This window comes from Pseudoalteromonas phenolica, assembly GCF_001444405.1.
Lineage (GTDB): Bacteria > Pseudomonadota > Gammaproteobacteria > Enterobacterales > Alteromonadaceae > Pseudoalteromonas > Pseudoalteromonas phenolica.
The window spans coordinates 37,010-53,453 of sequence record NZ_CP013188.1 but is presented as its reverse complement, the minus strand read 5'-3'; the positions used below and the strand labels follow the sequence as shown (position 1 = coordinate 53,453).

At 39.8% G+C, this 16,444-nt stretch carries 12 protein-coding genes; 8 read left to right on the top strand and 4 right to left on the bottom strand.

What is annotated here, in order from left to right; genetic code table 11:
• Genes PP2015_RS17540 through PP2015_RS17525 form a run of 4 tightly spaced genes read right to left on the bottom strand, consistent with a single transcriptional unit; the run spans position 1 to position 5,832 of the window.
• Complete coding sequence (locus PP2015_RS17540) at positions 1-669, bottom strand: class I SAM-dependent methyltransferase (RefSeq protein WP_058031731.1); 669 nt, start codon at positions 667-669, stop codon at positions 1-3.
• Position 670: 1 nt separating this feature from the next.
• Positions 671-4,327, bottom strand: a complete 3,657-nt coding sequence (locus PP2015_RS17535; protein ID WP_058031730.1) for an SbcC/MukB-like Walker B domain-containing protein — start codon at positions 4,325-4,327, stop codon at positions 671-673.
• Positions 4,324-5,538 carry an exonuclease SbcCD subunit D C-terminal domain-containing protein gene (locus tag PP2015_RS17530; protein ID WP_058031729.1) on the bottom strand — a complete coding sequence of 405 codons (1,215 nt, stop codon included), beginning with the start codon at positions 5,536-5,538 and terminating at the stop codon, positions 4,324-4,326. The genes PP2015_RS17535 and PP2015_RS17530 overlap by 4 nt, the downstream gene beginning before the upstream one ends.
• Positions 5,539-5,592: 54 nt before the next feature.
• Positions 5,593-5,832, bottom strand: a complete 240-nt coding sequence (locus PP2015_RS17525) for a hypothetical protein (RefSeq protein WP_058031728.1) — start codon at positions 5,830-5,832, stop codon at positions 5,593-5,595.
• Positions 5,833-6,293: 461 nt separating this feature from the next.
• Between PP2015_RS17525 and PP2015_RS17520 the strand changes: the two genes are divergently transcribed.
• From PP2015_RS17520 to PP2015_RS17485, 8 genes are all read left to right on the top strand, one after another.
• Positions 6,294-8,726, top strand: coding sequence for a M1 family metallopeptidase (locus tag PP2015_RS17520; protein WP_058031727.1), 2,433 nt, complete (start codon positions 6,294-6,296; stop codon positions 8,724-8,726).
• 3 nt (positions 8,727-8,729) lie between these two features.
• Positions 8,730-9,224 (top strand): DUF6702 family protein, encoded by a 495-nt coding sequence (locus PP2015_RS17515; RefSeq protein WP_058031726.1) that lies wholly within the window; start codon positions 8,730-8,732, stop codon positions 9,222-9,224.
• A 138-nt stretch (positions 9,225-9,362) separates the two neighbouring features.
• Entirely contained in the window at positions 9,363-9,959 is a 597-nt protein-coding gene (locus tag PP2015_RS17510) for an HAD family hydrolase (protein WP_058031725.1), read from the top strand.
• A 107-nt stretch (positions 9,960-10,066) separates the two neighbouring features.
• Complete coding sequence (locus PP2015_RS17505; RefSeq protein ID WP_058031724.1) at positions 10,067-10,792, top strand: YebC/PmpR family DNA-binding transcriptional regulator; 726 nt, start codon at positions 10,067-10,069, stop codon at positions 10,790-10,792.
• Positions 10,793-10,944: 152 nt separating this feature from the next.
• Positions 10,945-12,180: a hypothetical protein gene (locus tag PP2015_RS17500; protein WP_058031723.1), complete on the top strand. Its 1,236-nt coding sequence runs from the start codon at positions 10,945-10,947 to the stop codon at positions 12,178-12,180.
• Positions 12,181-12,182: 2 nt separating this feature from the next.
• A complete protein-coding gene (locus tag PP2015_RS17495; protein ID WP_058031722.1) occupies positions 12,183-12,626 on the top strand; it encodes a type 2 periplasmic-binding domain-containing protein in 444 nt (147 codons plus the stop codon).
• Complete coding sequence (locus PP2015_RS17490; protein ID WP_058031721.1) at positions 12,619-14,214, top strand: diguanylate cyclase domain-containing protein; 1,596 nt, start codon at positions 12,619-12,621, stop codon at positions 14,212-14,214. The genes PP2015_RS17495 and PP2015_RS17490 overlap by 8 nt, the downstream gene beginning before the upstream one ends.
• Complete coding sequence (locus PP2015_RS17485) at positions 14,207-16,123, top strand: putative bifunctional diguanylate cyclase/phosphodiesterase (protein WP_058031720.1); 1,917 nt, start codon at positions 14,207-14,209, stop codon at positions 16,121-16,123. The genes PP2015_RS17490 and PP2015_RS17485 overlap by 8 nt, the downstream gene beginning before the upstream one ends.
• Positions 16,124-16,444: the final 321 nt, after the last annotated feature.

Below are 16,444 nucleotides of genomic sequence, written 5' to 3'. Positions count from 1 at the left end.
CTAAGTGCGCTTATTACAACTTACTCCAGTGAAACCAAGCGCCTTAAAGAAAGGGTGGGGGACGTTGAAACCACATTCATCGAGTAGCTCACTTAAACGCATTCGATCAAGTGGGTAAAACTCATGTTCTAAGTTGTGCCGCATGCGAGTCTGGCCAATTTCAGTTAAACCCAGAGTACGACAAAATACTAACTGCGCCTCTCGTTCAAACTGGGTCTCTGGCTTCATTAGGTCAACAAGAAATAAAGGCGCATTAGGTTTTAAAGCACTATTAATCTGATTTAAAAGCGTTTTCTTTTCGCCGTTATCTTCTAAAAAGTGTAGAACTAGCAAACAAAGCGCACAATCAGCGCGTTCAGTTAGGGAGGTTAACTCACCACATTGTATTTTTACCCTATGGCTTAGGCCCATGTTAGTAAAACTTTGATCTGCGATAGCGAGCATATCTGCTGAAATATCTTGCGCAATAAAAGACCAGTTAGAATTGAGCTTAGCTAATTCTATAACCTCTTTACCCGTGCCTGCTCCCACAATCAAGATTGTCGCTTCATCAGGAAACAGCACTTTTAATTGTGCAGCCGTCAAACCATGCAGTAGCTCGTAGCCGGGTACGAGCCGAGTGATCCTTTCATTATAATGAGTGGCTTGCTCACCTTTAAACTCAGGCATATTAAGTACCTTTTATTAATACGTTCGAATAGCCACCAGGCTGCTTTTTTACTTGGACTTGTGTGGCAACGCGTTCTGACATTTCACTTACGTGTGAGATGACACCCACTTTTCGACCCTGTGCTTGTAGGGCATCTAAAGCATCTAGCGCCACACTTAAAGTTTCGGGGTCTAACGTGCCAAAACCTTCATCAATGAATAGCGAACCTATATTTACTTTGTTTGAAGACAGTGAAGCCAACCCTAAAGCCAAAGCCAAGGAAACTAAGAAAGACTCTCCACCGGAAAGCGTATTTACTGAGCGTTGCTCATCGGCCATGTCTTTATCAATAATGGCAATATTCAAAGAGTGGCCAATCACAGCCAGGCGATATCGCTTTGACAGACTCGCTAAATGCTGGTTTGCATATTGAAGTAAGATTTTTAAGGTCTGTGTTTGTGCTATATTGCGCAGCTTTTTTCCCGTGGCATCGCCAAGTAATTTATCGAGCAAGTGCCAATGTTCATACTTAGCTTGAAATGAATTGAGCTTTTGCTGCTCAGTTGCAAGTTTTTCAACATTATTGTGATGTTGTTCAAGTTGCGTATTCACCCCCAGCCAGGATTGTTGCGTTTGTTGAAACTGAGATTCTAAAATTACTAACTGCTCATTAATTTGATGCTCTGTTAGCTCTGTCAGCGCTTTCGCTAAATGCGTATGCAAGCTCTCTTTCAAATGACTTAACTTGCCTGATAACTCTACTTTGCCGTGTGATAACTGCTTAAACTCAGACAAGGTTTGCTGAATATCTGCTTTTGAAAGCCTGAGTAAGTAAGTGACTCTTTCTTCATTCAAGTCAGCAAAAATTTGCGACTTTTCATTGAGCCATTGTTCAAACCGCGACTCTAGAGCGGCTTTTTGAGTTAGTAAAATCTCGATCTGTTTATTTAGAGAAATCAGATCTTTTTGTTTATCTTTTTCAGCCTGCAAAATGTGCTTCAATTGTTCAGAACAAGTATTTAAATCATGTTGCCTTGCTTTTAATTGTGTTTGACACTTTTCTTGCCATTCATCAGCGCTGATCTCTTGTGGTAAACGCTCAAACCTTGCTTGCTCAAAGCTCAACTTCTCTGAGCGCGCTTTCTCAACTGTATTACTAACCTCCTTCAACTGCTGAGAAACATTTATTGCTGATTCTTGCAAATGATTTAACTGCAAGGTTAATGTTTGTTGTGACTTCTGAAGCTGAGCAAGTTTTTCTCTATTATTTTTAAAATCATCAACCGTTTTTGTTAAAGAAAACAATGCATCTTTTGGCGCTTTTTCAAACTGTTCCCACCATGTTTCATCAGCATAATAACCTCTTGCCTGTTGCTCTGCTCGGCTCAGTCCTTGTGAAAGTTGAGTGAGGGTATTTTGCTGTTGTTCAATCTGATGAGAAAGCTCAGTTTCTTGCTGCGTTATGGCATTTAGTTGCGTTTGTTGTTGCTCGAACAACTTTTGTTTTTCTTGTTGTAATTGCCAAGCTTTTTGTAATTGCGACTGAATAGCTGAATAGTGTTGTTGTTGCTGAACAAGTATTTGTTGGTGATCTAAACACTGTTGCAACGACCACCCTTGGTACTCTATAAATTGTTCAAGCTGTCCTTGTAGCTCTGATATCTTGCTAACTAAACGCTGGTTTTGCAGTTTGCTTTCTTGATATCTTGCGTTCACTTTTTCAAACTCTGCGAGATGAGTACGACTTCTTTGCATAGCTTGCTCATAAGCTTGCTCTGCCTGTTGGTTCTGCATTGCAAAGTCATTGAGTAAATTCGTCCAATGGCTATCAATATGATCAACAGCATAGGGATGCTCTTTTGAACCACACACCATACATTCATGACCAGGCTTTAGTTCAGCACGTAATGCACTAATACTTTCGCTGGCACGAAGTTGCACTTGCGTTAAGCTGTCTCGCGTGACATTTACTCGCTGCTTGCTCAACTCTTTTTGCCGCTCGGTATCTGCCATTTGCACTTCAATGGCTTGCTTCTTTTGAAAGTTGCTTGCCATGGCTGATTGATGTTGCAACTGCTCCGCACTGATATCTGAAATATTTTGCATCAAACCAATAACATGTTGCAGCCGCTGAGTCGTTGATTGCAAATCATCGATGTTTAACTGTTCAATTTGTTTTTGGAGTACATCAATTGACGATTGTCCCAATTCCAACTGTGATTGTAATTGCAATAACCCAGACTTAAGTGGCTCAGCTTGTTGAATATTTTCATGATGTTGCTTTTGTGCATTTTGTAATACAACGTTCACACTGTGAGATTGAAGTTGCTTATCTATAATCTCGTCTAGCAAACCTTTGAGATGTGACCAGTTTTCCACTGTACTTTGTAAGCTGCTATTGGTAGTTAATAGCGACTCTAATTTGTTACTTTGTTGCTGTACTTGCTGTAAATTCGTATTGGTATTTTGCTGTTCTACTGAAAGCTTAGTTTGCTGTTGCTCAAGCTCACTTTGTTGCTTTAAGACTTGCTGTAATACTGAATCAGCATTCGCGATTTTCGTATCAAATTGCCTGACCTCAATCAGAACTTTTTGTTGCTCTGTCACATAGACTTCAGTTTGTTGTAGCGCATCAGACGCTTTATTCGAAATATCTTCTGCTTGCTGTATTTGCGCGGTAAAGTCTTTTGTTTTGAGCTCGCTTTGTTTTAATTCTAGTGTACTTAAATTATTTTTTGTCACCGCCCATTGCTGGCGATTATCGGCAATCTCAAAAGCCGCTTGTGCTTGCTCTGCTTCATTATAGGCGTGTCCTTTTTCTGTCAGTTTAGCTTCTGTTTCTTGAATAGCCTGCTCTGTTTGCACTAATTGAGTTCGCAATTGGGCTGACTCTGTAAGCCATTGCAATGATGACTTGTACTGAGCTTGTTGTGCTCTTAATTCATCTAACTGCTGCTTGTGCGTGTTTGCATCAAGGGTTAATTGCTCAAGTTGCTCATCAGTTAATAACACATAGGCACTTAAGCTATCTTTTAATCGCTCGAGTTCTGCTTTTTTTTCTTTATGTTTTTCAAAAATCAGCTGACCAATACGACTAAATTTATCGGTCGCAGTTAAACACTCTAAAAGTTGTGCGCGTTCATCGCTACTGGCTTTTAAGAATGCGGCAAACTCATGCTGAGCGAGTAATACTGTACGCGTAAATTGCTCAAAGCTAAGACCGATTAATTGCTCGACCGCTTTAACCGCCGCGCTTTTATGGGCCAACAAGGTTTCGTCACTGAGGCGAATAATCTCGTGCTCATGTGTCTTTAGTTTACCTGAGACTTTTTTACGCGCTCTTGCAACTGACCATTTTGCTAAATAACGCTCACCATCTTGGCCTAAAAAAGTCACCTCAGCAGAGCCTTCAGCACAGCCTCTACGGAGTAAGTTTCTTGGGTCGTTTAACTTAATGTCGTCACCATTGAACGACACAGTATTCTTTAAATCATTTTTTAGACGAGCTGTTTTTGCATAAAGCGCTAAACAAATGGCATCTAATAAAGTACTTTTACCTGCACCTGTGTCACCAGTAATTGCAAATAATCCAGCTTGCTCTAAAGGCGCCTTTTCAAAATCAATATCTGCCCGGGTAATAGAAGCTAAATTTGTGATTGCTATTTTAAGTAATTTCACGCGTTTTGTTCCTCTTCCATGGCACTTAACACTTCAGCTAAGCAGTCTGCTAAATTTTCTGGCAAAGTTTGCTCTGAATCGACCTGCTGCTTAAAAACCATATCCAGCAAATCGAGTGGATTTAATTTTTCGACTTGACCTAAATCTTGAAAAATCACTTCATCGTCATGCTTTTGCACATCTTGAACGCGTTCAATACCACAAAACAAAATGTCTTTGCCTTTTAGGCTTAATGATATCTTCTCCCTAAACTGGCTATCGGTCTCGCTGGCATTAAGTCGTAAGCGAAGATAAGGGCTTGCTTCGTACGACTTTAAATCTAGCTGTTCGATTTCATTACACAGTGTATCAATGTCTGCCCCTCCTTTTTCAGGAAGTACAATCAGCTCTCTAAGTCTTGGTGTGTAAAGGGGGTTTACGCTCACGCATGCTTTTCCATTAAATTCACATACGAGCACTTGGTGTTGATAATTTTTTTCAGAAAATGACATTGGCATCGGCGTGCCGCAATATCGCTTTGCGTCGCATTTTGCTACCACTTGGGCTTTATGAAGATGTCCGAGTGCAACATAATCGGCCTTATCGGTAAATACTTCTGCTGTTACGGCATCAAAACCGCCGATACTAATGTTTCTTTCTGAATCTTCGCTAATGGTGCCACCTTTGGCATGCAGGTGTCCCATAACAATAATAGGGGCGGTGTTCTCTTCACACAGTTCAACCACAGACTGGTAAGCCTGCGCCACACCTTGCTGATAGGCTTTATCATTTTGTGTATCGAGCGTGACATCGGCAGGGCGTAAAAAGGGCATAGCAACCACTTGCGCCTTACCTTTTCCCGTTTCAATATTCACCAAGCAAGCCTCGGGGGCAGCTTTGTCATATCGGCCAATAACATGCGTATCAAATTGTTTTAAAAGTGGTTTTGCGGTTTCAATACGATTCGCTGAGTCATGATTTCCAGCAATAATGACAATGTGTAATTCAGGACAAGCTTGTTTGGCTTGCTTTATAAATTGGTAAAGTTGTTGCTCAGCAGATGAGGGAGGCGTTGCTGTATGGTAGATATCACCGCTAACAAGCAATAAATCAATCGCCTGTTGTTGTAATGTTGTCACCAACCAATCAAGAAAATGCTGATGCTCTTGAACACGGTGATGTTCGTAAAACTGTTGACCTAAGTGCCAATCAGAAGTGTGCAATACTTTCATGTAGCGCTCCCTTTCGCATTGAAGCGCTACTATAACACTGCTTTAAGTATTTGTTTAACGGGTAATTTGCCACCAAATAAAGGCGACAACAGGCAGTGCCAGTAAAAATAACAAAACTGGAGTTTTAAACACTTTCGTTTGCTTATTCTGCAAAACTTCAAGTGCGGACTTTTCATTACAAGCGGCAACTTTATCAACATAAAAGTAGCCATCTTCTAAATACTGTTTGCAATTTTGTTCATCAGCCGGAATAGCCACCAGCTTGTCTTGCTTTTTCAGGATGTAGAAATCCATATTGCTCACCACATTTTACTGTAAACGGGTACACTATACAGAGCAAAACTAACGCCAACTTTTTAACGTAACTATTTGCTCAAAAATCAAAGAGCGCGAATTTAAAAATAATTCGCAGTAAATATCAACAGTCAAACTAAGGTTTTTTGATCAAATTTGTTAATACTCAGCATAAACCACCAAAATAAACGTAAGATGAATTAGCTGCTGTTGTTTTCTACCTATATTTTCGTTGATATCGATGAATTTCGAACTTGTACTTTAGTGGAACAAACTGCGCAAAAAGTCACTAAAAGACATTAAAATGTTACTTTATCTCAATTTAATTGCATTTTCTTGATGCTTTTGCGACGCTCAATTTGTTATGCAACGATTAAAGTGCAAAACATTCTCTCGTTCACAAACTTACAAAGAATAGATAAGTGCTGAACAACCATATCTTGGGTAGCTAGGAAAACATAATGAAAAAAATAACCAGTGCCTTGTCACTGTGTATACCGCTTATGGCATCAAGCCTTGCGGTCGCCAGTGCTGTTGAGCAAACCAAAGGCAACTTTGTCGATAAATTTCGTCAACTAGACGAAGTACTGCCAACCCCAAACGTCTATCGTAACGCTGCAGGTGAGCCCGGTGAACGTTACTGGCAACAAAAAGTCGATTACGACATTGATGTTGTATTAGACGAAAAACAGCGCCGTTTAACCGCTGAACAAAGTATCGAATACAAAAACAATTCACCTTACACGCTAAAATATCTTTGGATGCAATTAGACCAAAATATTTTTAAGCAAGACTCACTTGCTGAGCGAAGCGCTACATTTAAAAATAGCCTGCAAAGTAATCCTGCAGCAAAACCAGCAAAAATCAGCTTAAACCAACTTCGTCGCCAACAGTTTATGGACGACACTGAACTGGGTTTTGTGATCAGTGATGTCAAAGACGAAGACGGTAAGCCACTAAAAGTTACGATTGTCGATACTATGATGCGTATCGATTTAAACGAGCCATTAAAGCCAGGCAAGTCGACAGAGTTTAGCCTTGATTTTGCCTTTAACATTGTTGAAGAGGATGCCGTTGGCGCGCGTTCGGGTTATGAACACTTCGAAGAAGATGGCAACGATATTTTCTTACTGGCGCAGTGGTTCCCGCGTCTTACCGCTTTTACTGACTATGAAGCTTGGACAAATAAAGCGTTTTTAGGTCGTGGTGAGTTTACACTGGAATTTGGTGATTATGATGTAGAGATCACCGTACCTGCAGACCACATTGTTTCATCGACAGGTGAACTGAAAAACGCCAAAAAGGTACTGACAAAAACACAATTAAAGCGTTTAAAAGAAGCAGAAACTGCAAAACGCCCTGTGTTTGTTGTGACTGAAGAAGAAGCGATTGAAAACGAAAAAGCAGGCACAGACAAAACCAAAACTTGGCATTTCGAAGCTGAGAATGTACGCGATTTTGCTTGGGCATCCTCTCGTAAGTTTATGTGGGATGCCAAAGGCTATCAACAAGGTGGTAAAGAGCAGCCACTTGTTATGGCGATGTCTTTCTTCCCGAAAGAGGGCGGTGATCTTTGGAAAAAATACTCAACTGAGTCTGTGATCCACACCATGGAAGTGTACTCGCGCTTCTCATTTGATTACCCATATCCAGTTGCACAGTCAGTAAACGGTCCTGTAGGCGGTATGGAATACCCAATGATCACCTTCAATGGTCCGCGTACAGAACTAAGAGATGATGGCTCACGCACTTACTCACAAGCTGAGAAGCGTTTCTTAATTGGCGTTGTGATCCACGAAATTGGTCATATTTACTTCCCAATGATCGTTAACTCAGATGAGCGTCAATGGACTTGGATGGATGAAGGTCTTAACAGCTTCTTAGATGGTGTCGCTGGCCGTGAATGGGATCCAAACATTCCTTGGGGCGTAGAGCCGCGTGACATCGTGCCTTATATGAAGTCTCAAAACCAAGTGCCGATTATGACGCAGTCAGACAGCGTATTGAATCTAGGTCCGAACGCTTATACCAAACCTGCAGCGGCACTGAATATTCTTCGAGAAGTGATTTTAGGGCGTGAACTATTCGACTTCGCGTTTAAAGAGTATGCACAGCGCTGGAAATACAAACGCCCAACTCCAGCTGATTTCTTTAGAACCATGGAAGAAGCATCTGGTGTCGATTTAGACTGGTTCTGGCGTGGCTGGTTCTACACCACAGATCATGTTGATATCTCGCTAGACAAAGTTTATCAATTACGTATTGATACTAAGAACCCTGACATTGATTATGCACGTTTACGTGAGTTCGAACAGAGCAAACCTATGTCATTGTTCAACAAGCGTAACCAAGAAGAAGGCAAAGAGCTTTGGATTGATAAAAACAAAGACGTAACTGATTTCTACGATGACAATGACCGCTTTACTGTGACTAACAAAGAGCGAAATGCGTATCAGAGCTTCTTGAAAAAGCTTAAGCCTTGGGAGCGTAAAGCCCTTGATAGAGCAGTTGAAGAAGACAAAAACTATTATGTCATGGAGTTCAGCAACCTAGGTGGCTTGGTAATGCCAATCATTCTTGAACTGACGTATCAAGACGGTTCGACGGAAGAGCGTATGCTACCGGCTGAGATTTGGCGTCGTAGCCCGAATAAAGTGAGCAAGTTAATCATCACAGACAAAGACAAGCCGTTAAAGTCTATTGTGGTTGACCCTCGCTGGGAAACTGCCGATGTCGACATTGAAAATAACCATTACCCGCGTCAAATCATTCCTTCTCGTTTAGAGGTGTATAAGCGTAAGAAGAGTTCAGCCAAAGTGCGTCGTGATATCATGCATGACATTAAAACTGAGTTGAAAAAAGATGACAAAGACGAAAAAGAGAAGAAGGATTAATCCATGAGAGCTTGGCTTGCTGCCAGCTTACTTTTACTGTTGAGCGGTCAAGTCACCGCTCACCAGTTAAAAGCTGCAATGACAACCGTATTGATCAATGAGCGTACGGGTAATCTTGAGCTCATGCATCGCTTTTATCTGCACGATACTGAACATGCTGTAGAGACCTTGATAGGCGGTCATGCCGATCTGTTTAAACACGCTAAAGATAGAGCCGAATTTGCAAAATATGTAAATCGTAAAGTGGCTTTACAGTTAGCAGACAAGACACCTCTCAAGCTTTCATTGGTCGGTCAGGAAGTTGATGGAAAGTTTTTTTGGGTTTACCAAGAAACGCAGATCCCCGCAGATTTTAGCGCGCTGAGAATGCAACATGGTGCGCTCAGGGATGTCTGGGCAGATCAAGTCAACATGGTCAACTTCGAAGGTAAAGGCAAAGTAAAAACCTTACATTTTGATGGTGAAGACAACTGGCTCACTGTTCATTTTGATAAGTAACCGTCTTTTGCTTTTATAATTAGCAGAGCCCAGGCTCTGCTAATTACTAAACAGTATTTCCCACAATAAAGACTCTAATCCAACCTTTTAATCTTTTCGTATATACTCAAAATACGCTCACTAAAACCATTCTCTTTTATGACTCAAACTGCAGTAAATGCTAACTACCAAGGTGTTATCTTTGACTTAGACAACACGTTAGTAAGCTCCTCTTTAAACTTTAAACATATTCGCGATGAAATCGGATGTACTGAACATACCGATTTATTGACCTATATTGAACAGCTGCCAGAGGTTGAAGCTCAAGCTGCCATGGATATTGTCTTAAGCCATGAATACCAAGATGCTGAATCGGCAGTGCTAATGCCGGGTGTTGTAGAGTGTCTTGCAGCGCTGGCAGAGCAAAACATCAAAATGGCGGTTGTAACGCGTAACTGTCAACACGCGGCACAACTGAAGCTAGCAAAAACCGGTCTTGAGTTCGATATTGTACTCACCCGAGACGATGCCCCCGCAAAACCTGATCCAACAGCGCTACTGCAAGTTGCTGATAGTTGGCAAGTAAATCCATCGCAATGCATTTACGTTGGCGATTTTTTGTTTGATATTCAGGCTGCAGACAATGCGCAAATGGACAGTTGTTTATATATTATTGATGCGTGCCCTGACTACGCGGATACAGCGACGTATACAATCGAGCACTTTTCGCAATTGACTAAATTAGTCCTTCCGTAACGTTTGGTTTTTAAAAATATGCCGCTATTCTCGCTGCCCTCTAGCTCAAAGCCTTGAGTCTTGCTAGAATCTTGGCAATTTTTTAAATTCATAATACGAGAATTAAGATGGGCAGAGCATTTGAAGTCCGCAAAAACGCCATGGCAAAAACGGCGGCGGCAAAAACCAAAGTTAACTCTAAATACGGTAAGGAAATCTACGTTGTAGCTAAAAACGGCGGTGCAGATCCTGAAACAAACCTATCTTTACGTCGTCTAATCGAAAAAGCGAAAAAAGACCAAGTACCAGCACACGTTATCGACAAAGCTGTTGAGAAAGCAGCGGGCGGTGCAGGTGAAGACTATTCTCCAGCACGTTACGAAGGTTACGGCCCGGGTAACTGTATGGTTATCGTTGACTGTTTAACAGATAACCCAAATCGTACTATCAAAGATGTACGTCTGCCATTCACAAAAACAGATTCGAAAATCGGCAGCCCAGGTTGTGTTGCTCATATGTTCGATCACTTAGCTATTTTAGGCTTTGATGGCGACGATGATGAAGTGGTGCTTGAAGCATTAATGATGGCTGATGTTGATGTAACTGACGTTGAAGTTGAAGACGGCAAAGTATCTGTATTCGCACCACACACTGAATACTTCAAAGCAAAAACAGCATTAACAGAAGCATTCGAAGGCATTAATTTTGAAGTAGACGAAATCACTTTTGTGCCACAAACACACATTGAAATCACAGGCGAAGACGACCTAGCTAACTTTGAAAAATTCATGACTATGCTAGAAGATTGTGATGATGTGCAAAACATCTACCACAACGCAATTGTGAACAAATAATCACGACGCTATGTGTTTAAAAAGGAGCCGATTGGCTCCTTTTTTGTTATTACAAGCTCATAATAAAATTGCGCTTATATCTTATACAAAATTCAATTCTCCGCTATATTAAAATTATTGTCAGGTTAATTAAGTATCAAGCGAGAGGTTAGATGTTAAGAGCATTTTGTTCGTGTCTACTTTTATTATCTTGCTATAGCTACAGTGCAGAAAAAATATCTTTTAGTGGATTTGGCACAGTCGGGTTCGTTCACTCAAATTCTGATACCTACAAGTTTCGAACAGACATCTCTAAATACAACGATAAGTTTGAAGACAATTTTGATTTTAATTCAATTAGCTCGCTTGGATTCCAAACCGACATATCACTCAATGCCAACTTCGATTTTGTTGGCCAAGTTGTGTACCGCGGTCAAGATAATATTTCCCTCGATAACACGCTGAGCCTAGCTTTCTTACGTTACAAACCCTCACCTAATTGGGATTTTAGAGCTGGCCGAACTTTACTTGATTTATATTTACTCACCGAATATCGAGATATAAGTTTTGCCTATCCTTGGGCTAAGGTTCCCAATGAAGTTTATAGCTTATTACCTTTTAGGTCTTTTGATGGAGCTGATGTTTCGTACATAAACTCCTTTGGAAGTTTAGACTACCGCATCAAGTTATTTGCTGGCGAATCAATAGGTGAAGTCGCCTTAGATGACCAAACTGTTAATCTAGAAATATTTAATGGCCTAGGTGCCTCTCTCGAACTCAGTCAATTCGATTGGACTTTCTCAATAAAACACACCAGAGCGAAAACCAGAGATAATATTGCTGGCATGCAAGAAGTTATAAATGGCTTAGAACTCATTCCTGAACAATTATGGCCAGATAAAAATAATTTTTTAGGTGAGTTCTCTTTAGTGAACAAGCAAACATATTTCACTTCTGCTGGGTTAAGGTACAACTTTGATGCATTTACTATATTGGCTGAAATTGTCAGGCTCAAAAGTGATTCGAGCGTTGTGTCGGCAGTTAAAAGTGGTTATGTAAATACCACCTATAATTATGATAAGGGCCAATTCTTTTACACTTACGCCATTGCCAAGTCAAAATCTAATGAAATAAACGAAGCCGTTCAACTCAATGGCGATTTACCAGAACAAGTAGAGAGGTTATTTTTAGCTGTCAATGAATCATTTGGTGTTTTCAGCCCTAATCAGCAAACCCATTCTGTTGGGGCTCGCTACGATATTAAAGACAATGTCGCATTCAAGTTACAGTTTGACCATACAAGCATAGATGCCCAAGGAGGTGCACTCTGGTCATATCAAGGTATGAATACGCTTGCGCCAAAAGAGTCTTTTACAACTGTATTTTTTAGCGTGAGTTTTACCTTCTGATTATGAAAAAGTTAACGCTCATTTCAATACTATTCATTGCTTTGTACTTTGCTAATACAGCTATGGCAAAGCAGATATCAGTAATTGTTAATGCTAACAACGCGACAAACACTTTAACGAAAAAGCAGTTAATTGATCTGTATATGGGCCGCTATGTTGCATTTCCCAATAACCAATCTGCACAGCCACTAGATACTCTTGCGACAAATGAACTTAAGTCTATTTTCTATAAACGCCTCGTGAATATGCCGCTTTCGAGAGTCAATGCATATTGGTCTAGAGTGCGCTTTACAGGTAGAGCAAAACCTCCATTAGAGCTGAGAGATCAACAGGTAATTATAGATTTTGTTGAGAATAATCCTAATGCCATTGGCTATGTATATAGTGACGCTTTAACCAAGCCGATAGCGCAAAAGGTCAAGGTTGTAATGGAGTTGTATGAATAAAAGCGGTTTATTATTAAGGCTTGCTATCTCTATAAGCTTTGCGGCAGTTTTCGTAGGCTTCATTTCTTCTCAAGTTTTTTTTAAGTTCGCCTATCAACACAACCAAAATAAAACTCAGGCTAATATTAAGCAGCTGTACGATGTTGTTGCACCTACAGCCAATATTGCAGCCTATTTAGGTGACCAAGAACTCGCAAAAGAGGTTATTAATGGGCTAGACAATAGCCAAGAGATTATCGCTGCATCATTCGAAGCCGAGCTATTTACAATCCGAAGTGACACCTACCTTAAGAACCATGAAAAGTACACTGAGTTTATTGTCACATCCCCATTTGAAACGTCAGAGCAACTAGGAAAAATTACCGTACAACACAATCTTGAGTATATTGAACAAGACTCGAGAGAGGCGGCAAGTTTTTTATCTAACTCTCTGCTTTTACAAGCTTTTTTCGTCACGCTTATCGCGATTTTTATCGCTTTTTATTTTATTACAAAACCGATACTCATCATTGCTAAGAGCCTGCACTCGTTAAACCCTGGCACAGCCCGAAGACTCAAGAAACCAATATTTCATGATAAAAGTGAACTAGGCAACCTAGTGGAAGATATCAATTTGTTGCTAGAAAAGGCAGAAGATCAGATTTCTCAAGAACGCTTTTTACGCTCTGAAATTGAAATACTTGAAAAGCGCTTCAGGTTGCTTTTCGAAAACTCTGTTGCGCCTATCATCTTAATGGAACCAAGAGGGAATATTCTTCTGACAAACAATGCGTTCAAAACCTTACTTGAACGTATTGGCCAACCTATTAAAAAAAATTATGGCGCAATTCTCAGCGAATTATTTGAAACACCTGACTTGCTCACACGCACTGTAAATAGTGCTTTTTTAAATGATGAAATAGCAATTGGAGAACACCGTCTCAGATTTAAAGAGCAGGGGAAAACTATATGGTTACAAGTAGTTGTATCGAGTATCGTTACCGATGACTTAAAGTCTTATTACCAAGTTACATTAAATGATGTTTCAAAGAAAAGAGATGAGCTAGATGAACTAAGCCGACGGGCTGATTATGATGCCCTGACCAATATGACTAATCGACAAGCCGCTGAAAAACAAATTGATCAACTTATAAAAAGCAAAACCCCTTTTATTTTTGTCTTAATGGATTTAAATGGATTTAAGCAGGTTAATGACATTTACGGCCATGATGCGGGAGATGAAGTGCTGATTAACGTAGCCAATCAGCTAAAGCAGCTTACGCCAAGTAATAGTATTACATGCCGATGGGGAGGAGATGAGTTTGTTTTAGTGCTCAGAGACTTTGAGAAAACACAACTCGAAGCACTCGCAAGTCAAATAACGATACGAATTGGAAAACCTTACACACTAATTTCTCATCAATCTAATGTACAAATCGGTCTATGTATGGGCGCAGCTTGTTACCCTAATGATTCAAGCCATAAACCTGAGCTAATTCATCTGGCCGATAAGGCAATGTATGAAATCAAAGTTGAGTCAAAAAAGAAGGGAGGCCGAAACCTCTCATTTGCATCAGCAATAGACAGTTTAGAGCAAAAATATGAGTAAATTAGAACCAATAGAATATGACAGTATTCTTACTCAAATCGCCTCAGACAAAGTGAATAGATTAAAGACATTACTATCTTTGATCAGTTGTTCTCTGACATTGTTTTTTATTCTTAATATTTTTATTTACCAGCAAAGCTATGCCGTTACACTACTGGTAGCTGTTGGTATTTTTTCTTTCCTAAATTGGTTCTTATGTGAAGATACACTGCCCATCGTATCGGGTATTTTTATCTGGACACTGACCTTATTAGCCTTCTTTTTTGCCTGGAATATTGAAGGCTTATACGATACGAGTCTACTTGCTTACCCTTGTATTTTGATATTTTGCGCTATGCTTGGCAGCCGACTGCTAATTTATTCCTCATCGTCTTTTATGGTTCTCAGTATCTACTGTTTGGCTTATGCAGAATACACAGGGTTACTCGCTTCACCATTGGCTGATTTTGCTGATTGGAGAAAAGCCCATAATATGGCTTTGGTTATTGTAATCTTCGCATTTATTGTCAACTTATTAACCAAAGATATTGACCGCCTGTTAGAAAGGCTTGTCAAAACACATATCAACACAATTCGAAATAAGAAAAGGACTCAGAAGAGAGCGCTAACGAATAGGTTGACTCTACTTCCAAATGAAATTGCATGTGCTCAATATGTTCAAAGCAAAGTTTTTCGCCAGAATCAGGCTGAACAACTTAGCGCTTTGATGGTACTCACTCTTAATAACTTAAATTCTATTAATGCATCATTAGGGTTTGATGTCGGTGATAAGCTCATTAACATGATTGCTCAGCGCCTTAAGCAGTTCAATGAAGAGCATGCGAAAGTGTTTCACGGCTCCAATAATCAGTTTTTTATTTTTTTAGATAAAACTGATTACCATGATATTGAGGCTTTTGCACATCAAGCTCTGCAAACTACATTTTTTAGTAACTATATTGAACAATATGAAGTTGAGGTTTCTGCTTGTATTGGGATTGCCATAGCACCGCATGATGGAAACAACTACGATATTTTGTTGCGTAGAGCACATACAGCACTCACAGCAGCAGTACAGCAGGGGCACAATCAATTTGCTTTTTTCGATCTCGAAATGGAACAAAAAAGCAAAGCCCGTTTAACTATGTTAGCGGGGATGAAGCGTGCACTTGAGCAGCAAGAATTTGAGTTGTTTTATCAACCAAAAATAGAATTAAGCACGAATAAAATCGCAGGAGTAGAAGCACTGATCCGTTGGCGTAAGCCTGATAACTCTATCGTTTCGTCCTCCAAATTTATCCCTGTTGCTGAAGCTTCAGGTTTAATTAATGAAATAGGTCTTTGGGTTGTAAAACAGGCTGCAGCAGATTGTAAAGCTTGGCACAAACTTGGGTTTAATCAATTAGGTGTTTCAGTAAATGCCTCACCCGAACAGTTCAAAAAAGGTAATTTTGGCAGTTTAGTACTGAAAACGCTAAAAAAACAAAAGCTCGACCCATCTTACCTAGACATAGAAATCACCGAGTCATTATTCATAGAAGATGAAAAAAACATACAAGCCCAAATTCATCAGATGGTTTCCCATGGCGTTTCAATTTCTATTGATGATTTTGGTACAGGTTATTCAAACTTAAATTACTTAACAAAGTTTAATGCCTCAACATTAAAAATTGATCAATCTTTTATTAGGAATATGATGCACGAACGGAACCAATACCACTTGGTTGATGCAATTTTAAAAATGAGTCAAGCCATAGGTATTGAAAACATTGCCGAGGGCATTGAAGACAAAAGTACAGCCAATATTCTCATGAAGCTTGGTTGCAGATATGGACAAGGTTTCTTTTGGTCTGAACCGATCCCTCAATCAGAGTTTTGTAATTTTTTACAAAGTTGGCCTAAGAGAAGGCAAAGCAAATTAACTGCATAACTTTCAGAAGCCTATTCATTATTCAAATAATAAATCCATTTTTTGGAACGCTAGAATCTAATTAATCAATTTATAAAATCAAATAACGCCCTCTATACTCATTCTTGCCGTAAAAAACAGTCTCTTGTTTGGAGAATGAATCGTGCGACTAGGAAAGGACGCCTCAAGATTCACACTACTTAATCATAGTGTGCGCTTAGAATGCCTTTGTAATTAGCCTGTTCAATAACATATTTAAATACATTCATTCTTCGCATCCACGAATCTATTATCCGCTCAAGTTGAACACAACTAAATTCATAGGATGATCAAAATGAAGAT